Origin of the sequence: Herbaspirillum sp. NPDC087042 (assembly GCF_044745245.1) — a bacterium.
GTDB lineage: Bacteria > Pseudomonadota > Gammaproteobacteria > Burkholderiales > Burkholderiaceae_D > Herbaspirillum.
In genome coordinates, this window is sequence record NZ_JBIUZW010000005.1 from 1 (window position 1) to 24,719 (window position 24,719).

24 protein-coding genes and 1 tRNA gene are annotated in these 24,719 nt (G+C 55.2%); 11 read left to right on the plus strand and 14 right to left on the minus strand.

All coding sequences use genetic code 11. From position 1 onward, the window contains the following. Nucleotides 1–212 precede the first annotated feature (212 nt). Nucleotides 213–584 (plus strand): hypothetical protein, encoded by a 372-nt coding sequence (locus tag ACIPHN_RS08590; protein ID WP_400435222.1) that lies wholly within the window; start codon nucleotides 213–215, stop codon nucleotides 582–584. A gap of 71 nt (nucleotides 585–655) precedes the next feature. On the opposite strand, the gene ACIPHN_RS08595 is transcribed toward ACIPHN_RS08590, so the two are convergent. From ACIPHN_RS08595 to ACIPHN_RS08610, 4 genes are all read right to left on the minus strand, one after another. Beyond that, complete coding sequence (locus ACIPHN_RS08595; RefSeq protein WP_400435224.1) at nucleotides 656–1,558, minus strand: plasmid partitioning protein RepB C-terminal domain-containing protein; 903 nt, start codon at nucleotides 1,556–1,558, stop codon at nucleotides 656–658. Continuing rightward, on the minus strand, nucleotides 1,555–2,451 hold the full coding sequence (locus ACIPHN_RS08600; RefSeq protein WP_400435226.1) for a plasmid partitioning protein RepB C-terminal domain-containing protein: 897 nt from the start codon (nucleotides 2,449–2,451) through the stop codon (nucleotides 1,555–1,557). The genes ACIPHN_RS08595 and ACIPHN_RS08600 overlap by 4 nt, the downstream gene beginning before the upstream one ends. Beyond that, nucleotides 2,448–4,016: a recombinase family protein gene (locus ACIPHN_RS08605; protein WP_400435228.1), complete on the minus strand. Its 1,569-nt coding sequence runs from the start codon at nucleotides 4,014–4,016 to the stop codon at nucleotides 2,448–2,450. Before ACIPHN_RS08605 ends, ACIPHN_RS08600 begins: the two co-directional genes overlap by 4 nt. A gap of 453 nt (nucleotides 4,017–4,469) precedes the next feature. Beyond that, on the minus strand, nucleotides 4,470–4,916 hold the full coding sequence (locus ACIPHN_RS08610; protein ID WP_400435230.1) for a DUF6641 family protein: 447 nt from the start codon (nucleotides 4,914–4,916) through the stop codon (nucleotides 4,470–4,472). A 124-nt stretch (nucleotides 4,917–5,040) separates the two neighbouring features. On the opposite strand from ACIPHN_RS08610, the gene ACIPHN_RS08615 reads away from it, so the two are divergent. After that, nucleotides 5,041–5,559 carry a hypothetical protein gene (locus ACIPHN_RS08615; RefSeq protein ID WP_400435232.1) on the plus strand — a complete coding sequence of 173 codons (519 nt, stop codon included), beginning with the start codon at nucleotides 5,041–5,043 and terminating at the stop codon, nucleotides 5,557–5,559. A gap of 95 nt (nucleotides 5,560–5,654) precedes the next feature. Here the strand turns inward: ACIPHN_RS08615 and ACIPHN_RS08620 are convergent, their stop codons facing one another. Next, nucleotides 5,655–6,680, minus strand: a complete 1,026-nt coding sequence (locus tag ACIPHN_RS08620; protein WP_400435234.1) for a YaaC family protein — start codon at nucleotides 6,678–6,680, stop codon at nucleotides 5,655–5,657. 190 nt (nucleotides 6,681–6,870) lie between these two features. Between ACIPHN_RS08620 and ACIPHN_RS08625 the strand changes: the two genes are divergently transcribed. The 4 genes from ACIPHN_RS08625 to ACIPHN_RS08640 all read left to right on the plus strand — a co-directional run bounded on the left by ACIPHN_RS08625 (nucleotide 6,871) and on the right by ACIPHN_RS08640 (nucleotide 10,795). Further along, nucleotides 6,871–7,437 (plus strand): tyrosine-type recombinase/integrase, encoded by a 567-nt coding sequence (locus ACIPHN_RS08625; RefSeq protein WP_400435236.1) that lies wholly within the window; start codon nucleotides 6,871–6,873, stop codon nucleotides 7,435–7,437. A 177-nt stretch (nucleotides 7,438–7,614) separates the two neighbouring features. Next, entirely contained in the window at nucleotides 7,615–7,917 is a 303-nt protein-coding gene (locus ACIPHN_RS08630) for a helix-turn-helix domain-containing protein (protein WP_400435238.1), read from the plus strand. Continuing rightward, entirely contained in the window at nucleotides 7,914–9,707 is a 1,794-nt protein-coding gene (locus ACIPHN_RS08635; protein WP_400435240.1) for a class I SAM-dependent DNA methyltransferase, read from the plus strand. The genes ACIPHN_RS08630 and ACIPHN_RS08635 overlap by 4 nt, the downstream gene beginning before the upstream one ends. Nucleotides 9,708–9,709: 2 nt before the next feature. Continuing rightward, a complete protein-coding gene (locus tag ACIPHN_RS08640) occupies nucleotides 9,710–10,795 on the plus strand; it encodes a BsuBI/PstI family type II restriction endonuclease (RefSeq protein ID WP_400435242.1) in 1,086 nt (361 codons plus the stop codon). 251 nt (nucleotides 10,796–11,046) lie between these two features. On the opposite strand, the gene ACIPHN_RS08645 is transcribed toward ACIPHN_RS08640, so the two are convergent. The 4 genes from ACIPHN_RS08645 to ispB form a co-directional block, all read right to left on the minus strand. Next, a complete protein-coding gene (locus ACIPHN_RS08645; protein WP_400435244.1) occupies nucleotides 11,047–11,586 on the minus strand; it encodes a hypothetical protein in 540 nt (179 codons plus the stop codon). A gap of 132 nt (nucleotides 11,587–11,718) precedes the next feature. Continuing rightward, nucleotides 11,719–13,107: a hypothetical protein gene (locus ACIPHN_RS08650; RefSeq protein ID WP_400435246.1), complete on the minus strand. Its 1,389-nt coding sequence runs from the start codon at nucleotides 13,105–13,107 to the stop codon at nucleotides 11,719–11,721. A 237-nt stretch (nucleotides 13,108–13,344) separates the two neighbouring features. Next, a tRNA-Pro gene (locus ACIPHN_RS08655) sits at nucleotides 13,345–13,421 on the minus strand. 16 nt (nucleotides 13,422–13,437) lie between these two features. Beyond that, nucleotides 13,438–14,388, minus strand: coding sequence for an octaprenyl diphosphate synthase (gene ispB, locus ACIPHN_RS08660; protein WP_400435247.1), 951 nt, complete (start codon nucleotides 14,386–14,388; stop codon nucleotides 13,438–13,440). A gap of 343 nt (nucleotides 14,389–14,731) precedes the next feature. Here ispB and ACIPHN_RS08665 point away from each other — a divergent pair, with 343 nt between their 5' ends. The 3 genes from ACIPHN_RS08665 to proB all read left to right on the plus strand — a co-directional run bounded on the left by ACIPHN_RS08665 (nucleotide 14,732) and on the right by proB (nucleotide 17,464). Next, nucleotides 14,732–14,896 carry a 50S ribosomal protein L27 gene (locus ACIPHN_RS08665; RefSeq protein WP_400435249.1) on the plus strand — a complete coding sequence of 55 codons (165 nt, stop codon included), beginning with the start codon at nucleotides 14,732–14,734 and terminating at the stop codon, nucleotides 14,894–14,896. A 233-nt stretch (nucleotides 14,897–15,129) separates the two neighbouring features. Continuing rightward, the gene (gene cgtA / locus ACIPHN_RS08670) at nucleotides 15,130–16,239 is read left to right on the plus strand and encodes an Obg family GTPase CgtA (RefSeq protein WP_400435251.1); all 1,110 of its coding nucleotides are present in this window, start codon (nucleotides 15,130–15,132) and stop codon (nucleotides 16,237–16,239) included. Nucleotides 16,240–16,345: 106 nt separating this feature from the next. After that, on the plus strand, nucleotides 16,346–17,464 hold the full coding sequence (proB, locus tag ACIPHN_RS08675; RefSeq protein ID WP_400435253.1) for a glutamate 5-kinase: 1,119 nt from the start codon (nucleotides 16,346–16,348) through the stop codon (nucleotides 17,462–17,464). A gap of 87 nt (nucleotides 17,465–17,551) precedes the next feature. Here the strand turns inward: proB and ACIPHN_RS08680 are convergent, their stop codons facing one another. Then, a complete protein-coding gene (locus tag ACIPHN_RS08680) occupies nucleotides 17,552–18,130 on the minus strand; it encodes a CNP1-like family protein (protein WP_400435255.1) in 579 nt (192 codons plus the stop codon). Between the two features lie 5 nt (nucleotides 18,131–18,135). Next, complete coding sequence (locus ACIPHN_RS08685) at nucleotides 18,136–18,720, minus strand: RNA pyrophosphohydrolase (protein WP_400435257.1); 585 nt, start codon at nucleotides 18,718–18,720, stop codon at nucleotides 18,136–18,138. Between the two features lie 227 nt (nucleotides 18,721–18,947). On the opposite strand from ACIPHN_RS08685, the gene ACIPHN_RS08690 reads away from it, so the two are divergent. Continuing rightward, entirely contained in the window at nucleotides 18,948–20,675 is a 1,728-nt protein-coding gene (locus ACIPHN_RS08690) for a proline--tRNA ligase (RefSeq protein ID WP_400435259.1), read from the plus strand. Between the two features lie 92 nt (nucleotides 20,676–20,767). Here the strand turns inward: ACIPHN_RS08690 and ACIPHN_RS08695 are convergent, their stop codons facing one another. The 3 genes from ACIPHN_RS08695 to ffh all read right to left on the minus strand — a co-directional run bounded on the left by ACIPHN_RS08695 (nucleotide 20,768) and on the right by ffh (nucleotide 23,798). Beyond that, nucleotides 20,768–21,181: a hypothetical protein gene (locus ACIPHN_RS08695; RefSeq protein ID WP_400435261.1), complete on the minus strand. Its 414-nt coding sequence runs from the start codon at nucleotides 21,179–21,181 to the stop codon at nucleotides 20,768–20,770. A 339-nt stretch (nucleotides 21,182–21,520) separates the two neighbouring features. Beyond that, a complete protein-coding gene (locus tag ACIPHN_RS08700) occupies nucleotides 21,521–22,000 on the minus strand; it encodes an SWIB/MDM2 domain-containing protein (RefSeq protein WP_400435263.1) in 480 nt (159 codons plus the stop codon). 427 nt (nucleotides 22,001–22,427) lie between these two features. Then, nucleotides 22,428–23,798: a signal recognition particle protein gene (gene ffh, locus ACIPHN_RS08705; protein WP_198983616.1), complete on the minus strand. Its 1,371-nt coding sequence runs from the start codon at nucleotides 23,796–23,798 to the stop codon at nucleotides 22,428–22,430. A gap of 325 nt (nucleotides 23,799–24,123) precedes the next feature. Between ffh and ACIPHN_RS08710 the strand changes: the two genes are divergently transcribed. Next, on the plus strand, nucleotides 24,124–24,719 hold a 596-nt coding region (locus ACIPHN_RS08710; protein ID WP_400435264.1), incomplete at its 3' end, for an ABC transporter substrate-binding protein.

Below are 24,719 nucleotides of genomic sequence, written 5' to 3' on the forward strand. Positions count from 1 at the left end.
GGATATGAGGGGTCGTATGACCGGGTGGCTGCCTTCAGCAGGCAATGGAAGGTGGGTCAAATGGAGAGGGTCAAATCTGCGAGCAAATCAACAGCTCAAAAGAAATCTTGAGGAATTTAGTTCTCTGGCAGGCGATTACCGTTAGTCGCAGTAGCCATCTCAGATTCTGATGTTGTCCTGAATATGTCTAAGCATTATTTAAAGGAGAAATTATGAGCGGTTTAGAACGTGAACAGCGGATTCGGGAGGACGAGAGAATTCGCGTCAATGAACGCATGCAGATGGAACGGAAGCAGGAAGAGAAACAGTTGAAATTGATTCGTGACGCGGAGAAGATGGCTGCGATCGAACACCATATTGCAGCTTACGGCTTCAAAGAAACGTGGGTAAAGGTTGTCACACCCTATTTGTTGCTGAGTATCTTGTTTGGCGTAGTGGTTGGCTTATTCAGATGGTTCAATATGGGAGATGAATCCCTCGTCATGAAGATAGTTGAGCCGGTGCTGTGGGCCTTTTCAGCTACAGCGATAGGTGCGTTGGTTAGCGTAATTGCGGCATGGCTAGAATGCCTTGAAGCGCGGTAGCGAAGGGATAGGAGGCCTGGCTCTGGAGATGTAACTGTGAGTATGAATGATGGTGAGGGGAAAACGCTATGTCATTCGGCTTGAATTTTCTTTATGTCAGAGAGACGTTGTAGCTGTTGAAAATATTCTGGCTGATTCTTGGCTAGCCATCGCACCACGGCTGCATTTTCCAACAGCGTTGATCCGATATACGTTTTGACGATCTCGAGTTGTAAGCTAGCCGGGCCGTAGCCCTCTTCAAGCAATTTGGTATCCGCTTGCATCGCGGATAATTCTCGCTCTAAACGGCGGAGAGCATCAGTTGGGGGAGCAGTTTTTTTACTAGAACTAGCCTTCCTTACAAGCTGATCAGGCGGAGTATTTTGAAGCATTGCTGTTGCGAGCTTCAGTGAATAGTTTCCGAGATTAATCATGGCTTGAGCTACATCGATTTGTCGAAATGGGGTCATTTGCTTCAGAACTCGGAACATTCCAGACGTTGCTGGCTTATCCGCTAACAGCGTAATGGCTTCGCTACAAATACCATCAAGTAATCGAAATCGCTCGCGAATCGAGTTCGGTGAAATAGCTAATGCATCGGCTAATTGCTGAATAGATGCTCCACGTTCGGCAGCGAGAACAATCATTCGGTGTGCTTGAACAACTGATAGACGATTTACCTGCTTGTTGTACGTATAGCCTTCGTCGTCAGTGGCTAGTAAGCACAATGCGTGTTGTAGTCCAAGATCCCGGAGAGCCTCTACGCGTAAGCGACCATCCAAAATGATGAATTCCCCGGCCTGACTTGGGTTATTCGTAACAACAATTGGCTCTACCAAGCCTATGGTCTTAACTGAGCTTTGAATTTGCAGATATACAACTGATTCCTTTATTCCCGTCGGTAACGGAATCGGAAAAGATAAATTTTCCAGCGGTATCTTGACGCATTCACGTTCGAAGCCTAAACGAACTGACTTGGGATGAGAGTTCGTCATCGTGTAGTACCCTTGCGAGGCAGAAGATCAGCTAAGGGCTGAGGAATGCTTATCAGCTTTTCTGATTCAAGCAAGGACGCAAATTCTCTATTCGTAAATAAATCCTTAAAAATCTGACGTGCCACTACGAGAGAATGTTGGACGTACTCAGATTTCTTTTGAATTCGGCGATGCATTTCAACTTCCCGCTTGTATAGCTTTGTGAGCTCTTCTGGAGTCATGGGCTTTCGATTTGCTGCCTTTGCGAAGCCATTATTTCCTTTCTTTCCACTACGAGCTCTTTGCTCCAAAATTCTGCGTACAACAGTAACTTTGTGACCTTTAAGTTCTCCGCTGTCATATGCGCTTAAAAGCAGTTGCTGTGTTTCGCTATCATTAGCACGAGAAATGCTGACGGCGAGATGCAATGGAATGTGGCCCGACTCAGCGGCGGCTAGAAGGCGCTTTTCTCCTCGTTCGAGAAGATTGGCTACATTGTTTACCCAAGAGGTAGTACATCCCAGCTTCGTTGCCACTTCATGATCACTGTATCCGCGCTGCTTCAGTACCCTAACTTGCTCCATTGTTTCAGCAGCTCTTGGCGTACGTCGAGCGATGTTTTCCACAATGCTCATGACATGTCCGGTTTGTTCATCTACGTCCAGAATTAGTGCAGCGATTTCTGTTTGGCCCAACATTTTGCAAGACTCTAGACGACCCTGGCCGCAAATGAGGGCATAAGGTAATGCTCCAGCTGTCGGAGGAACGCGTCGCACTGTGATTGGTCGTTTTAGCCCAATCCGTTCAATATTCTCAGTAATCGCCTTGTGAATTTTTTGGTTGCGCACGCGCGGATTCGCTATATTAATATCAGCGATAGGTATCATTTCGACTCGTGGGGGAGATGTGTTCATGCGACCTCTCGGAAGTTGGTCCGCCCCGCTAACTGATAGAAATTCGCCAATGACTCGGTGCGGTAAAAGTCCAATGAAAATTCGTTATCTGCCAGAACCGGCAAGTTTTCCGACGAAAAATCCAATGCGGGGAAAACGTAGTAATCATGGGCTTGCGTATTTGATGAGTCCATACGAACCACGATCGTTATATCTGGGTGAAGCCCAGCATCAAACCGAATTAGCCAGCGATGCGAACCTGCTGTGCTCGTTTTGCACCTTGCGATAACGAGCGACACAGAGAGTTCGTTGTTGACCGTTATTAAGTCGTTTAAGCCATTGTGAGAAGTCCATCCACCTGCCAATTGGATCCCCGCAGTTATCTCAGCTATAAGTTGCGGATGACGTTGACGTAAAGCACGATTGATTTCCAAATAGGTGTAGTCTCTGCGCGGCGTGTACCCAATAAGGCTGTAAGCTCGCAATAGGCTTCCAAAGCGCGTTCGATATGCAGAAGTGGAGGGGGCTTCGTCGTCTTCGTCAATCAACATTCCCGACAGCACTCCGTAGCGAGTCAATGTTCTTCGAAGTAAGTCCAGCATTGCAGCGTCATTTAGGTGCTGAGATCGATTCGCGATAACAGACTGGACTTCCACAAACATCGCTACAGGAACAATGGCTTCGAAAGCGCCATCTTTGCGAATCCATTGCTCGGGTGGATTCCTTACATGCTGAATTTTTAGCTTGAAAGAAGAGCGGTTATAGACATTGTTGCCAATGTATTTTTCGTTGGTGAGGATTTGGTGAATGGCACCTTTGCTCCAAGGTCTTCCTGCATCGTTCTTCAGGCCTTCCTGGTTTAGCTTGGACGCTATTACAAGTTCAGGCATCCCTTCTTCTAGAAACAATCGGTAGATGCGGTTGACTGTGGCAACTTCTTCTTCTGGACCTGGCACGAGAATGACGCGATCCGTTTGGATGCTTTTTTTTTGTCCTCGCGAGAGCAACCCCTTCGAATTCTGCTGTTCATCAACGAGCTGTCGGCGTAGTCCAAATCCTGGGGTGCCGCCTTGACGCCATCCTCGTTGGACAAGGTTGCACGCGCCATTGAAGACTTTTACTCCAAGTTCTCGGCTGTATTCAGCGGCCATGCTTCTCTTTAGGCCGATGAGAACCGTTGAAGATATCGACCCGTCGTTATCGAATGGCTCCGCGCAATAGATTATTTTTATGTTTCGTCGTTTGCACGCATAGACGTATGTGGCAGCTTCATCGGGGTCGGGGAAGCGGCCCCACCGGCTAATGTCATAGACCAAAATGGCCTTGAAGCTAGGAATGTCCTGCTCGACATCGTGGAGCAGGGCCTGCAAGCCTTTGCGGCCCCTGAGATTCAAGCCACTCTTGCCAGAATCCTCATAGGTTTTAACGATTGTCATGCCGTGCGAACTAGCATACTTGGCGATGACTAAAGCTTGATTTTCTGTGGAGTATTTTTGGTGCTCGGTAGACATGCGGACATACTGTGCAACCGGAATCTCGGATGCTAACGAGGGCTCAGCAGTACTGTTCTGGCGTGTTCCCGGCATGCGTTCACTCCACCTAATGGGCAATAGCTGTCTCGCCTACTATAGTTTTAAACTCTTTCAGGATGATGACCGTTTCATGACAGGAGTGGCGAATTCACTAGGTGCGGATATTGTTGCCGAAAATCAGAATCATCAAAGCCTGCAAGGAAAAAGCACTGTACTTTTTCTATGCTTGCTTATTGATCTTGGCTAGAGTCTTTTGCGTTTGCTGTTGTTTCAGTCGCAAATCGGCTGCCTTTGCTAGCTCGCTTGCTCGACGTGCGTTCTTAAGCTGCTGTTTGGCTTGGTCTTTCTGGGCTTTTACTTGCAGCTGCTGTGCATCTGGTTGCTCAACTAGTTCTCTGTATCGCATTTGCGCCTCCTTCGCATATTTAGTCGTGCATAGGTGATGACGCGGAAAGGAAAATGCCTCTCTGAATATCGAGAGGCATCTTTACATGAGTGGTGGTCGATTTAGCTAGTCTGTTTGAAGCCCGTACTTAACGATTTGCTGACTACTTCCAATTGCGAGTCAAGCTCGCCGGCAGACACCGCTGCTTTCAGTGTTTCGAGAGCGGGAACAAGTTCCGTCAAGGATGCCACCTCGACGGTATTCTTGCCTTTGGCAAGTTCGATAGCTTTAGCACCATACTTCACCGTAATGCAAATCTTACCGTTCTCTGCTGTCCACCACCAAGGACGAATGCGCTTGCTCGATTCAACAGTGCTGCGTGCACCTGTCTCTTTATTCTTGATTGTGCGAAGAACCGTTGGGGAAAAAACTCTGCCGTCTTGCTGCGCTTTCGCGAGCTGGAGTTGTTCCCAGATTTTCGCGATCAACCGGTTGCGGCGTTGCATAAGTGGTGGCATGCCACTCGGACGCTGCGTTGTCACCAGTTTCAGATTTGCCAGCTCGCCCATCTCGTTCTCCTATGTAAAGTTGATGTAGGAGAGGATGTATTCGCCTTTAAATGGAATCAACAGATTTCTGACTGCATCTCGGATGTCGGAACTACCGGGCTGTATGGCGGTAATAAATACCGACATGACTGAAGATCAAAAACGAATACGGCAAGCTTGCATCGAATGGATGGTTCATCATAAAGATGCCTTTAACTACGCAGTAACGCTCACACTCAAATCTTATCGACGGTTGCGGAATGACCATGGCCAGGTCGTAGAGCCATTAAGTCATTTCGAGGCAAAGCAGACCCTACGTTATTTCGTGAAGCGCTTCAATATATCGATGTTTGGGAAAGCTGCGAAACGATATGGTCGTTCGATCTCGATCATTCCCGTGTTGGAAGGGCATGGACAAGATAAGCGATTGCACTATCACTGCGCCATTGGCGGCTTGCCCAAAAAAATGAGTGTTGATGAAATTAATGTGGCAGTGAGAGATGCCTGGTCAAAAACACCGTTTGGATATGACGAGATTCATGTCTCACCCATAATTAGCACCAATTGGTTTTCTTACATCGGAAAGGAAATTGGTCGTATGAATGCAGACGTTATTGATTGGGAAAATACCGTGATTCCGCCTGCACCTGCGTTGCTGGTCTAAGCGCCCCTCGCAGCGAGAAAAATAAAGCGGCTAGACCGCTTTAATAGAAGTCAGCCAACTATCGAATCTTTCAGTCTAGAACTAAACGAAGAAATTCAGAACGCATCAGGTCTGATGAATTCAGATCCTGTAATCTCTGAAGCCATTCCATAGATAAACTGGTTAGGTGCAGCCCGAATAAATTCGGTTAATAACCAATTATGGTTAACATTGAAATGACCGGCTAACGCAATTGGATCGTAGCGACTTAACTCACTCAGACGGTGCATTACTGCGTACATGAGAACGAGTTGCGAGTTTGATAGTTCATCATGTCCTGCGACCGACTTTTTCAAGTACCAACGATTTTCTGATGAGAAAATTGGCATGATTCTCCGCCGAATCGTTTTGTGGTACCGCTTAAATTCTTCGATGCTGTTCTCGACATCTCTACCAGACCATCGGAAGCGTCGCTTGCGGCGGATTAGGTATTTCTCGGCCGTTTCAAATATTTCGAAGCCTGGCTGTATAACCTTCTGTGTATGAGCATTTATGTATCGACGGTCAACCTCTGCTTGAAACCAAGCTTCCTTCGAACCATCTCGACGCATGAAAGAGTGAGAGGTGAGCGGTATGAACAATTCTGTTGTTCCCTGATAGGTCAAACAATAGGCCCTATGAATGAAGGGCATTTGCCATAAAAGGTCTTTTAATGTGAAGTTCTTTCCAGCATTGTCTGGCTCAACAAGATACTTACAAAGAGACGGTAATATCCCACCACCCTGGAAGTCTACGATTTCGTGTGAAAGAGATTTTGGGCCAGGATTTGAGCGCCCACCTACGCCGTGATTTTCGGTGAATGTTTGCCCAACAGACGATAGCAATGCTTTCGTTGCGTTGAGAAAGCAATAGTAGGAAGTTAAAGGAGCTGATAATGCGGGTAGTGTGATAGACGCGTTATAAAAATGACGCGACTGGTCCCAATAAAAAAGTGCGTCCTTCTTATGATGTCGCTTTAGCCAAAGAGCGACAAAGTCCCAAGGGTCAGAGCAAAGAACTCGTTGTGTTCGGAAATTGGGTGCTATTAGGCATCCATGTAAATGAACTGCTTTCCCTGCAATGTGCAGCTTATGTGCGGTCATGAAATCCCCCAGATGTATCTTTTTCTTTTTCCAGCCATCGGAAATATGAACCAAAGAAAATAGCAGAAATCTTTGCTTTACATGTAAGTGCTTGATTCTTCTGAGCCTCTGTGCGATCAGGTTATATGTTGATCTTCTTAAGAAAAGAATACATCGTCAGATGCACGTTTTCTTTGATTGCAGAGGATCTATGTCGCAGGCAAAAACGCTTACGGAAAAAGAGCTGAAGAAAGTCCTTCTTTACATCTCCCTGCGCAAACATGCTGCGCGCAATCGTGCCATGCTGTTGCTTACGCACTGGTCTGGTATGCGAGTAGGCGAAGTTGCAGCATTACGCGTTGGCGATGTTCTGTCCTCGGATGGTTCTGTTAAGTCAGAAGTCCGGTTGCTGCCAGAGCAGACAAAAGGAAGCCATGCGCGCACGGTCTTCCTAGGGACCCGAATTCGTAAGGAGCTGGCGGTGTACATCGCAACGCTATTTAGACCATTGCCAGAAAAGCCGCTGTTCTATACGCAGAAGCGCGCAGGGTTTACGGCGAATACCCTCTGTCAGCACTTTCACCATCTCTATAAGCACGTTGGCGTCGAAGGGGCGAGCAGCCATTCTGGACGGCGAAGCTTCATCACAAACCTTGCTGCGAAAGGCGTCGGTGTACGCGTGCTAATGGCTCTTGCTGGCCATCGCAACATTTGCACCACTCAGGCGTACATTGACGTAAACGATGAATTGCAAAGGGCCGCAGTGGAATTGCTCTGATATCCGTTCAGTTTAGGTGCATTGCCCAAAGATGTATCCAGCCTTTCTCGGGGGTAATGGAGCCTCGAAACGGCCACCGTCGAGCAGGGGCAATCTTAAAAAAGTGGTAGTAACGGCGGAATAAGATTATCAATTTGATAATCAAATGCATTTTTATGTATTTGATCGATATTAATATTGACCGATACGGTGGGGCGTGCGTTAATCCGCGTCCAGATAACGTCTCATGAGCAAATGATGGAACTAAAAGAGCTTATTAGCGGCGCGCATCACCTGGTCGAAGCCAGAGAGAAAAAGCGAATTACGCAAATCGATATGGCAAATCGTATTGGAGTGGGATACCGAACTTATTTGGAATATCAACGCGGCACAAACGCTCCGTTGGCGATGAAAGCGTTACTGAATTTACTGAATTTGATGGATGACGCCGAAATAGTACGGGTCGTCCGCGAATGGAATGAATTGAAGGATAAAGTATGACGGAAATCACCAGCCAGCATGTCTACATCGAAGGTATTGATCCCTCTGCTGATCCTCTTACCCGATATCACGCATGCAAGGCAATGGCACGGGGATATGCGGAATCTAAAAAGTCGGAGAAGACGCGTCTGAGTCATGCTCGGGCTTTTTGTGCCGTTATTGTCAAGGCATTTTGGGGTGTTTTGTGCGAGCAGAACAGCGCAACACTGAGGATCAAACCTATCTCACTGTCACTTCCTTCCTTGGCCGTAGACGCACATAGACTTGCGGACGATATTGGGCGCCTCGTTGCCGGGTTTCCCGTGGAGGATGCTGGCTACTTAATCGGATCAATATATACCGTAATGCTCCCCTCGTCGCTACGCTCAAAGATGGGGGCATACTACACGCCCCCTCCTTTGGTCGCGCGGTTGCTAGATCAGATTGAGTCCGCCGGATTTGATCTTGCTCGCGGGACCGCGATTGACCCAGCTTGCGGTGGCGGGGCATTCCTCGCTCCGCTTGCACTCAGAATGGTGGCTCACGATGGTGGAGCCTCTCCAGAGTGGACATTGCGACGTCTGGGGAAACGTCTCAAGGGGTTGGAGATAGATCGTTTCGCTGCTTGGATGACGACTGTGTTGCTGGAGGCAGCAGTGCTACCGCTGTGTGTAGCGGCAAAGCGCCGTATGCCTGACCTGGTGACGGTGGGGGACGCATTACGTCCACGGGATCACGGTAGGTTCGATTTAGTCATCGGAAATCCCCCTTACGGCCGGATTTCGCTGGAGGAATCTATGCGTAAGCATTATGAGCGATCGCTTTATGGGCACGCCAATCTATATGGCCTGTTTACCGACTTAGCGCTACGTTTGGTCAAGCCGGCTGGTATTGTGGCCTACCTCACGCCCACATCGTTTTTGGGAGGGCAGTATTTCAAAGCACTCCGTCAATTGTTGACCCTGGAAACAACACCCTTTGCCGTCGATTTTGTGGCAGATCGGGATGGTGTGTTTGACGACGTGTTGCAAGAGACATTGCTCACCACTTACATCAAGAATGCCAGTGCCGTGCCGACCACGGTATCGATGCTCGTCCCACAAGGTTTGAACGCCGCAACTATTGAGAGAGTTGGAGCTGTGCACGTCAATAAGGATGGGAACCCTTGGCTGTTACCGCGCTCGTCAAACGACGCGGTGTTCCTTAACGCCATCGCTCAGATGCCCACTAGACTTGTGGACATTGGCTATGTCGTAATTACTGGCCAATTAGTCTGGAATCGTCATAAGAATCAGTTGCGGAATGTAGCAGAGGCTGAATCGTTACCTTTGATTTGGGCTGAGTCTGTAACATTAGGCGGATTCTCTTTCAGCGCTGACCGCCGTAATCACGTTCCTTACATTAATGTCGAAACCAACCAGCCGCATTTGGTTACGCGTCATGAAACGATACTCGTCCAACGCACAACTTCGAAGGAGCAGAATCGTCGTCTAATGGCGGCAATACTGCCACAGACGTTCCTCGACCAGTTTGGCGGGGTGGTGATTGAAAATCACCTCAACATGGTACATTCTCCGTTGGGGGCAGCGTCGAAAGTTTCCTTGGAGGCGCTGGCAATGCTGTTGAATTCCGAAGCTGCTGATCGGGCATTCCGTTGTATCAGTGGTAGCGTCGCGGTCTCAGCGTATGAGTTGAACGCTTTGCCTCTGCCGTCTGTTCAGCAGTTCGCTGAAATAGAGCGTTCGATTCAATCGGGTGCGACAAAAGCAATGATTGAACGACAAATTGCGACTTTTTACGGAATATCTTAAACGTGTCTTTCTCTGCTATCCCCAGTATTACCCTGATCGCCGAGCGTCTACCTGAAATCTTCCCTGAGGGAACTGAAAACCGGAACTATGTCATCCGTGAAATGGCTGCGCGCACGGTCTACGTGATGCTGTATGCAGATGCTATCGCAGGCAAGAATCGTTGGATTCGGCCAAGTCATGTTTATTTCATGACGCATGAACAGGCAGCTAACATCGATGATGCCGCTCGTGATGAGTGGTTCCGACTATCCATCAAACCGGGGTATCGTCCATATGGGACTCGTTGGTATGCGGACACGACCCGTGAGCCAGTTCGCGACGAGACACTTCGATCTGGGTTCGTCATTTGCCGTGCTGTTGTCGAGCTGGAGGGTATTCCAACTACATCATCCAAGCCTAAGTACGCTTTAGATCAGGATTTCGCTACGTTGTTTAGTCCTGCTTTGAATGGTACAGCGCTCGACGATGCCATTGTGGCTTGGCGGGCGTCGCACTTATCGAAGGCCGCGCTGGCGCGGCAACATCTGGTTAAACAGGGGGCGGGAGTCGCAGCTCAATCAGCCATCTCCGTTACCTTCCCTAACGGTGAAACGAGGACACTTGCGGCTGGGCCATCTAGCGTCATCGCCAAGGCGGTCATAGAGCAATTCGCGCCACGCTTTCTCAAGCAACCAGCAGTATTGTGGCTTTCTGAATCGGGCAATAAAGTTGTGGCACGAGATGAACGGCTTGCGGCAGCGTTAAAGCTAAAGATCGATGCTTCGAAGGCGTTACCAGATATCATCTTGATCGATCTCGGTGTTGACATCGGAGGTAACGAAATGCTCGTCGTCTTTACAGAGGTCGTTGCGTCTGACGGCCCTATCAATCGAGAGAGAAAGGCCTTGCTCACTGAGGTTGCTATCGATGCCGGCTTTGATGAAAAGCATCTGGCGTTTTTGACGGCTTATCTTGATCGCGCTGGAGCGCCATTCAGAAAGAGCGTGTCAGAGCTCGCGTGGGGTTCTTATGCTTGGTTTGTATCTGAGCCAGATAATCTCATTGGTCTTCGAGACGGGCAGCCGTTGAAACTATCAGATAGTGCCTAATGCCTTCCCGACGGTTGATACTCGATGTAATTGTTTTCGATGTGTTGTGCCTTGCATTGACGTGGTGTTTCTCGCGGGAGTGAGCATGCTCGTGCCTATGTGTTTGATGTTTTATTTGTGAGATGCGTTAGGCAATACAAGACCATTGAGGCAGTCCTGGGTGGACGTCTCGGAGATAAGATCGGATTGTCTTGCCTCCGTCCGACTTGGCATTATGCTCAGCTTCGGAGGGAGGGCTTGGTACTGCGGTATTACTTATTACTCTGTGCGGCCAGAATGCGACGAGCTTCGGCAACGGTCTGCTTCTTGGGCGTCGTGTGCAAGACACTCGGAACGCTAGACAGATCCCACGCAATTGCATCATTGTTGATGTATCCAACTTCTTTTGCCAGATAGAAAGAGGTGCCATCAGTGTCATGCAATGGGGTCAAGTCGACGCGAGGCATGCTGCCCTTAGTCGAGTTCCAAATGCCCTGAATGGTCTTTCCAAAGTTTTCGTTACGCTCGCTCGGAACGTTTCCGATAATCAAATGCGCGTGAATCCGCTTATTTCCGTTCTGGCCTTCGATCACGGGAATGGCAATGATCCTGCACTTGGATTTCGTACGCGCAGCACGACTGCGGTTGCCATGCATTTCCCAGTTCAGTTTCGTAATGAAGTAGCGCACCGCAGACCTTGCGGCGTGGACTGAGATGTCGTCCTTCATGGTAAGCGTCAGCATGTGTGACGCGAAATTGGTGTAGCGGTTAAGCAGGTGCTGATGCCCGCGTTGAAGATTGTTGTTTTTCATTTTTTATTATTCTTATTTTTGTGTTACAGCACAGGTTGTTCTGTGTTGATGTGGTCATTGTGTACGGTATCTGACCGGCTGTCTATTAAATCGGCGGGCTTTCAAAAGCCCGCCATGCGTGGTCTTTTGCCGTTACGTGTTTTGTGCTGCGGCAAGTGCGATCTGCCCGTTTTGAAGCGTCAGTCGCTTTTGGGGATCATTGTCTTGCGCAAGCCTGAACGTCTTTTTCGTACGATTCGATTGCAGGGCGTCGATGTTCATTTCTCCGGACAACTGGCTGGCGTAGAAACGTTCGATCATTTCGACGGAAGTGCGAGCGTTTCGTGCGAGAGTCAACAGGTCGATGTTATCCCCGTCGAGCAATCGGAACATGATGCAAGTGTGACGGAGGCTGTAAATCGTACGGTCTTCTTCGAGCGCGCCTTTCTTGAAGTTCAGGTCTTGCAGCAGATAGTTGAATTGTTGCTGGAGCTTGCGTAGTGCCGTTCCACGATTGGTATAGGTCGGCATGAACACATAGTCGTCTGGTTCGGCAAGTTCGCTTTTCGCATTCTCAGTCTGGATTCCTTCGTAAATGGCGACGGCTTTTTCGAGGGTTACGATTGGCTTGTCGTGCTTCTTGCTTTCTGGCAGCGTCAGTCGCAAGAACGTATGATCGCCGCGCATGATCTCGATGTGTTTGTGGCACATGTTCTTCAAGTCAGTGGGGCGGATGAAGCCGTTAACCATGAACGCGATCATGTTGGGCAAGTCGTTGGTGATCGTTACGCGTCGAATCTCCTGTTTTTTCTTCTGCACTTCGTTGGCCGCGGGTTGTAATTCGACGACTTGACCAACGAGTTGCTTTGCCCGGGCAAGAAGCGCGTCGTACTCGGATGGTCGGAACCAGCCACGAGGTTGATCCTGTTTTTGCACCTTAGGGAATAACGGCATTGTTTTCAACAAGTGCCGATTGTGCGCATATTCCAGGACCTTACGTACCAGACCCAGATACCGCTGGATGGATGATCCCGACAAGGTTTCGCCGAGCTTCGCCACGAATTTCTCAAGTTCATCGAATGTCACGTCTGCAACGTCCATGGTGCGGAAGCGCGGAAGTATAGTGGCGTCGAGAAAGTACTGGTCGTTCTTATGAGCAGCCTTGGAAATCCCTTTGCGCGTTACCCGCGATTGCTGAAGCTCCATCATTGCCCTGGCGCATACATCGAACCGGCTCTTAGGCGATGTGCTTGCCCCGCTCAGGCGCTGGAAAACGACTTGTTCATACAACGCCTTCGCAGCCTTGAAGGCTTCGCTTTTGTGTTCTGACTGCGAGCTGCGTTTGATGGTCTTCTTTGCGTGTTCGTCGTACAAGCGGATCTGCCAGAACTTGCTGGCGGCGATCCGATAGATTTTGAGTTTCTCGGGATAGCCTGGTACGTTGTGCAGGGATCCGGGGATTGGTACGGTACGTGACGCCTTGGTCGGTGTCGAAATCGAACTGCTAGACGCAGCTTGGGCTGCTGTTGTGATACGGGTCATTTTATTATTTTTATAAGTTCAGATGCTTACAAGCAAGCACCAGACCCGTAGTCTACGTGCGCCAATGCGGCTACGCAAATTCTGTTTTGGATTTTTTTTGGGGGGGCATTGCGGTAAGTTTGGTCGTGGAAATCAAAGGAAATCCACAGACCTAACCTAACAGATGTACTACAGCGAACACTGTAGTACTGGGAAAACAGACCATCTTATGGAAACCCGCATGGCTGCTGGGCTTAATGGTCGGGGTGAGAGGATTCGAACCTCCGGCCTCTACGTCCCGAACGTAGCGCTCTACCAGGCTAAGCTACACCCCGTCGAGTGAGATCTAATTCAGTGATTTCGATCTACTGCGAAAGCGCATAATTCTAACAGGGATTTTTTGAATTGGCTATCCGGGAGTGAAATAATTGCATCGGCCGCGCGTCGGGCTGCAATTTCTGCTTGCTCGCGGGTGTAGGCCAGGGCGCCGGAGTGGGTGATGGCCGACAGCACTTCGTCGAAATGCTGCTCGTCGCCATTCTCGATACAGGTGCGTACCAGCTCGCGCTGCTGCAGCGTGCCGTGCTGCATCAGCCAGATCAGGGGCAGGGTGGGCTTGCCTTCGCGCAGGTCGTCGCCGACGTTCTTGCCGATCTCGGCGCTGTTGCCGGAGTAGTCCAGCACGTCGTCGATGAGCTGGAAGGCGGTACCGATGGAGCGGCCATATTCACCAGCGGCTTCGATGCCGGCCTCATCGGCGCCGGCAATGAGCGCGCCGATCTGGCTGGCGGCCTCGAACAGCTTGGCGGTCTTGGAGCGGATCACCTGCAGGTAGCCGTTTTCATCCACATCCGGATTGTGCATGTTGAGCAGCTGCAACACCTCGCCCTCGGCGATGACGTTGGTGGCGTCAGCCACGATTTCCATCACGCGAGGGTTGCCCACGGCCACCATCATCTGGAAGGCACGCGAATACAGGAAGTCGCCCACCAGCACCGAGGCGGCATTGCCGAACATGGCATTGGCCGTCTCCTTGCCGCGACGCAGCGAGGATTCGTCCACCACGTCATCATGCAGCAGGGTAGCGGTGTGGATGAATTCGATCACCGCCGCCAGTTCGTGATGGCGCACGCCCTGATAGCCGAAGGCGTTGGCGATGAGCACTACCAGCACCGGGCGCAGGCGCTTGCCGCCGGCGCTGATGATGTACTCGGAAACCTGGTTGACCAGCGGCACTTCCGAATAGAGTTGCCGGCGGATAACGGCGTTGACCGCCTCCATGTCGGCGACGATCGGTTGCATGATGGTGTGTTGCGAAGCGTTTTGTACGGCGGCAGACAAGGCGGAACCTGTGGGAAATGGTTATTCCCCGGATTATACGATGACAAGGCAGGGCCACGCCAAAGACCATGCAGAGGGTTTTGGTGGGGATCGGTCTTTGCAGGGATATCAAGGACTTGCCTGACTGGCAATCCGGCGGGGAATTGTCCCGGCGGAAACTGTGTTGCGCCCAGGCCCGCCAAACCGACTTCCCTTTTGACCGAGGAGCTAAGTCTATGTATAATTTGGGGTTTTCCTGTTTCGCCAGGGCATTTTGCGGGCGCGGCAGGGGAAATTGTTCATTCAATCATTCGTGAGGTTTCACATGTACGCGGTCATAAAAACCGGCGGCAAACAATACAAAGTTGCTGCTGGCGAAAACGTCGGCGTCGGCAAGGACCACACCCTGTTCGCCCTGAAGGACGGCAAGGTCAAGTTCGTTGTCAAGGGCCTGCAACAGCGTCAATACGCTACCGTCGTTACGGCGTAAGCGTTCCGGTTCATCCGGGTTCGCCCGGAAACCAGGCATCAAGAAAGGCTCTGCCGGTGGTGGAGCCTTTTTGGTTTTTTGAAGAGCCGTCAACAAAGCGCCGAGCCAGGCCTCCGATAGGGAGTGCCGGGGTGGTCAGATGGGGATCCTGAGCGACGCCAGTCGCGTGATCGCCACGCTGCATCGACGACGCATCGACGTTTTGTTAGCGGCTCCCATGAGGCATCAATATCATGAAATTCATCGACGAAGCACGCATTGAAGTCGTGGCAGGCGATGGCGGCAACGGTGTCGCCAGTTTCTGCCGCGAGAAATTCCGCCCGTTCGGCGGTCCCGACGGCGGTGACGGCGGCAAGGGCGGCACCATCTGGGCCGTGGCCGACCGTAACGTCAACACCCTGATCGACTATCGCTACGCCAAGCTGCACCGCGCCGGCCGTGGTGAAAACGGTCGTGGTTCCGACTGCTACGGCAAGGGCGCCGACGACGTCTTCCTGCGCATGCCGGTGGGCACCCTGATCGTGGATATCAATACCGGCGAACACATCGCCGACCTGACCCACCACGAACAGACCGTGATGCTGGCCAAGGGCGGCGAGGGCGGCTGGGGCAACATCCACTTCAAGACCTCGACCAACCGCGCCCCGCGTCAGAAGACCGAGGGCAAGGAAGGCGAGCGCCGCGAACTGCGCCTGGAACTGAAGGTGCTGGCCGACGTGGGCCTGCTGGGCATGCCCAATGCGGGCAAGTCGACCTTCATCACGGCGGTCTCCAATGCCCGCCCCAAGATTGCCGACTATCCCTTCACCACCCTGCACCCCAACCTGGGTGTGGTGCGCGTGAGCCATGAAAAAAGCTTCGTCATTGCCGACATTCCCGGCCTGATCGAAGGTGCCGCCGATGGTGCCGGCCTGGGTGTGCAGTTCCTGCGCCACCTGCAGCGTACCGGCCTTTTGCTGCACATCGTCGACCTGGCACCCTTCAACGAGGAAGTCGATCCGGTCAAGGAAGCCAAGGCCATCGTCAAGGAACTCAAGAACTACGACCAGTCGCTGTTCGACAAGCCGCGCTGGCTGGTCCTGAACAAGCTGGACGTGGTGCCCGAGGGCGAGCGCGCCAAGCGCGTGAAGGACTTCGTCAAGCGCTTCGGCTGGAAGGGCCCGGTCTTCGAGATCTCGGCACTGAACCGTGACGGCTGCGAAGACCTGATCAATGAGATCTACGGCTACCTGGAAACCAAGCGCGCCGAAGAGCATCGCGCCGAAGAGACGCAGATGACCGAGGAAGCCCGCGGCATCTCCAGCATCGATCCGGACGATCCGCGCTTCAAGGTCATCGACTGATCCAGCGCACGCGCAGTCCTGCATGGGCTGCGCGGCGGGCCGGTTCGGGCTATCATCTGCGTTTGTCGGATTTTCCGTCTCCAGAAGAATCAGCACTCGGAACACTATGCAATCGGTCATTCAAAGCGCCAAGCGACTCATCATCAAGGTGGGTTCCTCGCTGGTCACCAATGATGGCAAGGGCCTGGACGCCACCGCCATCGCCCGTTGGGCCGAGCAGATCGCGCAGTTGCGCGGGCTCGGCAAGGAAGTGGTGCTGGTCAGCTCCGGTGCCGTCGCCGAGGGCATGCAGCGCCTGGGCTTCGACAAGCGTCCCACCGGCATCCATCACCTGCAGGCCTGCGCGGCCGTGGGGCAGATGGGGCTGGCACAGATCTACGAAACCAGTTTCCGCAAGCATGATCTGCACACCGCCCAGGTGCTGCTGACCCACGCCGACCTGGCCGACCGCGAACGCTATCTCAATGCCCGCTCCACGCTGTTCGCCCTGCTGCAGCTGGGCGTGGTGCCGGTCATCAATGAAAACGACACGGTCGTCACCGATGAAATCAAGTTCGGCGACAACGACACCCTGGGCGCCCTGGTGGCCAACCTGATCGAAGCCGATGCCCTGGTGATCTTGACCGACCAGCCTGGCCTGTTCACTGCCGATCCGCGCAAGGACCCCACCGCCACCCTGATTGCCGAGGCGCGTGCCGGTGATCCTGCGCTGGAATTGATTGCCGGTGGCACCGGTACCGGCATCGGCCGTGGCGGCATGCTGACCAAGATCCTGGCCGCCAAGCGCGCCGCCACCTCCGGCGCCACCACGGTGATCGCCTGGGGCCGCGAAGACCAGGTGTTGACGCGCCTGGCCGCTGGCGAAACCATCGGTACCCAACTCAATGCCGAGACGGCGCAACTGACCGCCCGCAAGCAGTGGATGGCCGATCACCTCAAGACCGCCGGTCGCGTGGTGCTCGATGCCGGCGCGGTGCAGAAGCTGAGCCTGGAAGGCAAGTCGCTCCTGCCCATCGGCGTGGTGGCGGTGTCGGGCGAGTTCGGGCGCGGTGATGTCATCACCTGCGAGGACGAATCCGGCCGCGCCATCGCCCGTGGCATGAGCAACTACACCAGCTCGGATGCGCGGCGCATCATCCGTCATCCCTCTTCCGAGATCCAGGCCATCCTAGGCTTCGTCGAGGAGCCGGAACTGGTGCACCGGGACAACCTGGTGTTGCTGTGAGCCAAACGATATAGACGATATAAAAAATATCCATGAAAAAACGCGGCCTGGCCGCGTTTTTTCATGGTCCCGCCGGTCAGGTTGCGATCAGCGACGCACCGGATCGATGCGGGTCTGGCTCTTCAGGCGCTGGACGATGCTCTTCACGTTTTCATTGTCGGCAATCATCTTGCCATCGCAGAAATAGTCGCGGAACAGGGCGCCATCGATGCGATTGGCGCCGATATCGCGGATCGGCTGCCACTTGTCGCGACGCGAACGCGACCATTTGCCATCGGGATGGCCGAAGGCGTAGGTTTTCTTTTCCCAGGTCTCGCAGCGCATGCCTTCATACATCACGTTGACCGCCCCACCCTCGGTGCGGGTCACCACCGTGTAGCGGACCACCTTGTCAGCCCCGATGGAAACCGAGGCGGTATCGATGTAGGCCTTCATGGTGGCATTGGGGCTGAGGTAGAACTCGGCCAGGTTCTGGTCCTGGGGTGTAGGTGGCAGTTGCACGGCCAGTTCCTGCCAGGGCTTGGCTTCGTCGTCGAAGTCTTCGTCGAAGCTCTGCGCCAGGGCGCCGGCACAGGCGGCCAGCAGCGAGCAGGCCAGCGCCACGCGACGCAGGCCGGACAGGTTCAGGAGGGAGCGGTGTTGTTCAGGCTGCAAGGATGAAGGCATGTGGCTCACTTGGTATCGGGCGCGGGCGCCGCATTGGAGGGCAGGGCCGGAGCGGCTGGTTTCTTGGGCGTGGACGCGGGGCGAGCGGCATTGTCGACGCGGCGCGGGCCGTGGCTGGGGCGGCTCAGGAAACGGGAAAGCTCCTGCAGGGCCTGCTGGTAGACTTCGCGCTTGAACTCGATCACCACATCCAGCGGGACCCAATAGTCATGCCAGCGCCAGGCATCGAATTCCGGGTGCGAGGTACCGCGCAGGTTGACGTCGCAGTCGCGGCCGACCATGCGCAGCAGGAACCAGATCTGTTTCTGGCCGCGATAATGGCCGCGCACTTCGCGCTTGATGAAATGGTCAGGGACTTCGTAGCGCAGCCAGTCACGGGTGCGGCCGACGATCTTCACATGTTCGGCACGCAGGCCGATTTCTTCTTCCAGTTCCCGGAACATCGCCTGTTCGGGGGTCTCGCCGTGCTTGATGCCGCCTTGCGGGAATTGCCAGGAATGCTCGCGCACGCGCTTGCCCCACCACACCTCGTTATTGGCGTTGAGCAGGATGATGCCGACGTTCGGGCGAAAGCCTTCTCGATCCAGCATGGTGTACCTCAAACTTTCTGCGGCTGGACGTCCCTCTCAGGCTCACTCATGCAACAGCGCGCGCCAAGGCAAAAGCCGGCGCGCCAGGCACGTCAGGAGCAATCACATCGATGCGCGGATGTTATTGAAACCGGGAGCAAATCTGCAAAGAAAGGGCGCATCAGCCAGCTAATCCTTTAAAATTGGAATGATTATAACCCTCCTCTTTTTAAAAAGAACCGACCGTCATGCGCGCCTCACGTTTTTTTATTTCCACCCTGAAAGAAGCACCCTCGGACGCTGAAATCGTCAGCCACAAGCTGATGATGCGCGCCGGGATGATCAAGCGCCTCGGGGCCGGCATCTATACCTACATGCCGATGGGACTGCGTGTGATCCGCAAGGTCGAAGCCATTGTGCGCGAGGAAATGAACCGCGCCGGTGCCGTCGAGCTGTTGATGCCGGTGGTGCAGCCGGCCGAGCTGTGGCAGGAAACCGGCCGCTGGAACAAGATGGGCGCCGAGCTGATGCGTGTGAAGGATCGCCATGGCCGCGACTTCGCCATCCAACCGACCTCCGAGGAAGTGGTCACCGACGTGGCCCGCAGCGAACTGCGCAGCTACAAGCAGCTGCCGGTGAACTTCTATCACATCCAGACCAAGTTCCGCGACGAGCGCCGTCCGCGCTTCGGCCTCATGCGTGGCCGCGAATTCACCATGAAGGATGCCTATTCCTTCGACCGCGACATCGATGGCCTCAAGAAGTCCTACCAGGCCATGTATGACGCCTACGTGCGCATCTTCACCCGCTTCGGCCTGGAGTTCCGCGCCGTGGCGGCCGACAACGGCGCCATTGGCGGTTCCGGTTCGCACGAATTCCACGTCATCGCCGCCACCGGCGAGGATGCGCTGGTCTATTGCCCCACCTCCGACTACGCGGCCAACATGGAAGCGGCCGAAGCTCTGGCGGTGGATGCCAGCCGTGGCGCCGCCACCCAGGCGCTGGAAAAGACCGCGACCCCGGGCAAGTCCAAGTGCGAGGCCGTGGCCGAGCTGCTGGGCCTGCCGCTGGCACGCACCGTCAAGTCCATCGTCCTGGCGGTGGACAACGACGACCCGGCCAAGAAGGAAATCTGGCTGCTGCTGCTGCGCGGCGATCACGAACTCAATGAAGTCAAGGCCAGCAAGATCCCCGGCCTGGCGACCTACCGCTTCGCCAACGAAGCCGAGATCGTCGAATGGTTCGGCACGCCCCCGGGCTACCTGGGCCCGATCGGCACCAAGAAGCCGGTCAAGGTGGTGGCCGACCGCACTGTGGCCAACATGGCCGACTTCGTCTGCGGCGCCAACGAGGCAGACTTCCACTACACCGGCGCCAACTGGGGCCGCGACCTGCCCGAGCCGCTGGTGGCTGACCTGCGCAACGTGGTCGAAGGCGATGCCTCGCCGGACGGCCGTGGTGTCCTGGCGATCCAGCGTGGCATCGAAGTGGGCCACGTGTTCCAGCTCGGTACCACCTATTCCGAAGCCATGAAGGCGACCTACCTGGACGAATCCGGCAAGCCGCAGCCGCTGGTGATGGGCTGCTACGGTATCGGCGTGACCCGTATCCTGGGCGCGGCCATCGAGCAGAACTTCGACGACCGCGGCATCATCTGGCCGACCTCGATCGCCCCCTTCGAAGTGGTGCTCTGCCCGATGGGCTATGACCGCAGCGAAGCGGTCAAGACCGAGATCGACAAGCTCTACGCCCAACTGACCGAGGCCGGCGTGGATGTGGTGCTGGACGACCGTGGCGAGCGCCCGGGCGCGATGTTCGCCGACTGGGAACTGATCGGCGTGCCGCATCGCATCGTCGTGGGTGACCGTGGCCTCAAGGAAGGCAACATCGAGTACCAGGGCCGTCGCGATAGCGAAGCGACCCAGGTGCCGCTGGCCGAGGCCTTGGCCTTCATTCAGGGCAAGCTGGCGGCTTGAACCCGGTTCAGGGACAGCCGGAAATAACAAAGGCGGGCGCCATGGGCGTCCGCCTTTGTTTTTGGCGCGACCGGTGTATTTGACCGGTGTATTTACTTGGCGGGTGCCGGAACGATGGTCACGGTTTCGCGCAGGATGCCGCCTTCGCCAACGCTACCTTCGACGCGGCCATGGCCATTGACGCGCTTTTCGCAGTCGATGCGGTCGGATTGCGGCAGGCCCTCGCAGCGGCGCAGGGCGTTGTCCTTCAGCTGGGCTGCATCGGGATTGCTCAGGCCGCCGCGGGCGGCAGCCTGCTTGGCGGCACCGGCTTCACGCAGGCAGGTGGCCTTGTCTTCGTTGGAGCTGCCGTTGTTACAGGCGGCGACCTGTTGCTGGTAATCCGAGGTTGCGCCCTTGCTGGCGGCGAAGACGTGCGCGGCGCCGCCCAAGGCGGCCAGGCCGATCAGCAGTGCGCTGGCCGAGCGCAGCAGCTGGTGACGCAGGGATGGAGTGGGATTTGGCATGGTCATTTCCTTTCTCTTGGCAATGAGCTTGCTCGCTCATCAGTGGATGGCATCTTGATAGACCTGGCGTTGATTGTTCAGTTCTGCAAGTGCGATAGTGGACGTTTCAGGATGTTTCCGACGTCTACACAGCGTGCGGGATAGCCATGCTGGGGGATTTTGGGCAGAGGGGCCATCAGAAAAGGTAGGGAAAGGGCGTCAGACAAGCGGAACGCAGCCGGAACGCAGCGCGTCCCCGGCCCTGATCGCCGCACCGTTGAAACATCCGGAAACAAAAACGCCCGCAAACCATCTGCGGGCGTTTTTGTTTGCAAGTCGCTTGCAAACCGCGGGCGGAAATCAGCTCAGGTGGGCCGAGATCAGCTTGGTCATTTCGAACATCGTGACTTGCTTCTTGCCGCCGAAGATCGCCTTGAGCTTGTCATCGGCATCGATGTTGCGCTTGTTCTCGGCGTTCTGCAGCTTGTGCTTCTTGATGTATTCCCACACCTTCTTGGTGACCTCGGTGCGCGGCAGCGGCTTGGCGCCGACCACTTCGCCCAGGGCTGCCGACGGGGTCAGCGGCTTCATGAAGGCGGCGTTGGGAGTACGTTTTACCGTGGGCTTCTTGGCGGCGGGCTTGGCGGCCGGTTTTGCTGCGGCTTTCTTGGGGGCTGCCTTGGGTGCGGCTTTCGGAGCTGCCTTTGCTGCAGGCTTGGCGGCTGGTTTGGCTGCTGCCTTCGGTGCTGCCGCTTTCGCTGCGGGCTTGGCAGCCGCCTTGGCGGCGGGTTTTGCTGCTGGCTTCTTTACTGCGGCTGCTGCTTTTTTTGCTGTGGCCATCGGAAAGACTCCTCACAAGAATGAGTTGAATGCGTCGGTGTTTGCGTCAGTGCCTGACGTCAATTGCGCACCGCTAATAGTGGTGCCCTTTGAACAGGCACGCAAGTATTTTTTAGTGGATTTCCATGTGAAAGAGCCAGGAAACAACGAGCCAGCCCGATTCGGCCTCAAGCCGCGCCGGTAAAGGGATCGCGGCGGATCGCATGGGCTGCTTCGGCAGCCGTTCCGGGGTGCGTGAAATGCGCCGGCCGGGACCCTGAAAAAGCGGGATGCCGGGGTGGTGGAAAAGTTAGAAAGCGGGGGGTAAAGCAGGAGAAAACGGCGGGAGAGAACGGCGGAGGGGAGGCGATGATCGCCATGCCGTCGAAAACGGCGTGGCCCGGAAAGCCAGTGCTGTTGCGGCTTTCCGGACTGCTGGGTGGCCGGCTTAGCGCATGCCGCCCGGCATCATGCCCTTCATGCTGCGCATCATCTTCATCATGCCGCCGCCCTTGAGCTTCTTCATCATCGATTGCATCTGCTCGAACTGCGACAGCATGCGATTGACTTCCTGCACCTGCACACCGGCACCGGCGGCGATGCGGCGCTTGCGGGTGGCCTTGATCAGTTCGGGCTTGGCGCGCTCCTGCGGGGTCATGGAATTGATGATGCCTTCCATGCGACGCACCTGCTTCTCGGCCTGGTCCATGTTGGCGTTGCCGGCGGCGGCCTGCATCTGCGCCGGCAGCTTGTCCAGCAGGCCGGAGAGGCCGCCCATCTTCTTCATCTGCGACAGCTGGGCCTTGAAGTCATTGAGGTCGAACTTGCCGCCGCCCTTGATCTTGTTGGCCAGGCCTTCGGCCGCCGCCATGTCCACGCCCTTGCGGGCTTCCTCGACCAGGGCCAGGATGTCGCCCATGCCCAGGATACGGTTGGCCATGCGGGCGGGATCGAAGGCTTCCAGGCCATCGAGCTTCTCGGCCACGCCGGCGAACTTGATGGGCTTGCCGGTGATGTGGCGCACCGACAGTGCGGCACCGCCGCGCGAGTCGCCGTCCAGCTTGGTGAGCACCACGCCGGTCAGCGGCAGGGCGTCGCTGAAGGCCTTGGCGGTGTTGATGGCGTCCTGGCCCAGCATGGCGTCGACCACGAACAGGGTTTCGATGGGCTTGATGGCGGCGTGCACGGCGCGGATTTCATCCATCATGGCCTGGTCGATGCCCAGGCGGCCGGCGGTGTCGACGATCAGTACTTCGTGGTGGTGCTTCTTGGCGTAGTCCAGCGCGGCCAGGGCGATGTCGACCGGCTTGTCGGTCGACTGGCTGGGGAAGAAGTCGGCGCCGGCCTGGCCGGTCACGGTTTCCAGCTGGCCGATGGCGGCCGGGCGGTAGACGTCGGCCGAGACCGTCAGGACCTTCTTCTTCTTGTTCTCGCGCAGGTACTTGGCCAGCTTGCCGACGGTGGTGGTTTTACCGGCGCCCTGCAGGCCGGCCATCAGGATGATCGCCGGCGGCTGGGTGGCGAAGTTCAGTTGCGAGGCTTCCGGGCCGAGGTCGGCGCCCATGAGGCTGGCCAGCTCGCGCTGCACCACGCCCACCAGCGCCTGGCCGGGCGTGAGCGAGCCGATGACTTCCTCGCCCAGGGCTTTTTCCTTTACCTTGGCGATGAATTCGCGCACGGCCGGCAAGGCCACGTCGGCCTCCAGCAGGGCCAGGCGCACTTCGCGCAGCATCTCGGCGGTGTTCGATTCGGTCAGGCGCGCCTCGCCGCGCATGGTTTTGACGACTTTGGCGAGGCGTTGGGTCAGGTTGTCTAGCATGGTGATGTCTGCAAATGAGTGGGATGGCCGCCGGGGGACATGGGTCGCGTGCCGGGGCGGCGGGCAATCCTGCATTTTAACCGATCAGCCCCGCCGCGCCGGTGTCTGCACGCCGGCTCGCAGCAGCAGATGGGGATGCTAGGTAAAATCAACAGCTTGTAGCAGGGCCACTCTTTGTGTATACATGGGCCCTGAATTTCCATGCGCAAATAATAATCAAGGCCAGCTGCCTCGCAGGCAGCGGCCAAACGCCAGTGAGACAGCCGGCAGGCGCCGGCTCGCCGCAACGCTAACCAAGCACAACAAGCACAAGAGGAGAGTGGAAATGCAGAAGAAATTGATCGCCCTGGTCCTGCTGGCAAGCGCCGGCTTCTCGGCCGCCAGCCATGCCGCTGACGACGTGATCCGGCTGGGCAACCTGAAGTTCGCCCACTATGGTGCGGTCTCCTATATCAAGGAGATCGCGCCCAAATGCGGTATCAAGGTCGATGAAAAGGTCTTTCCCAAGGGCCCGGACGTGATGCAGGGCATCCTGGCCGGTGAACTCGATGTGGGCACGACCGCCTCCGAGGCCGCCATCTCGGGCCGCGCCAATGGCGCGCCGATCTACGTGGTGGCCGGTTTCGCCAAGGGTGGTGCGCGCCTGGTGGCGGGCAAGGATTCCGGCATCAAGTCGGTCAAGGACCTCAAGGGCAAGAAGGTCGGTGTCACCCGTGGTGGCATCCATGAAGTGCTGCTGGACGCCGAACTGGGCCAGAACGGCCTCTCCGCCAAGGACGTGACCATCGTCTACCTGGCCTTCGCCGACCTGAACCAGGCTTTGCTGGGCAAGAACATCGACGCCATGATGCAGAGCGAGCCGCAATCCTCGCAAGCCATCAACAAGGGCTTCGGCGTGGAAGAGATGAAGCCCTACGACAC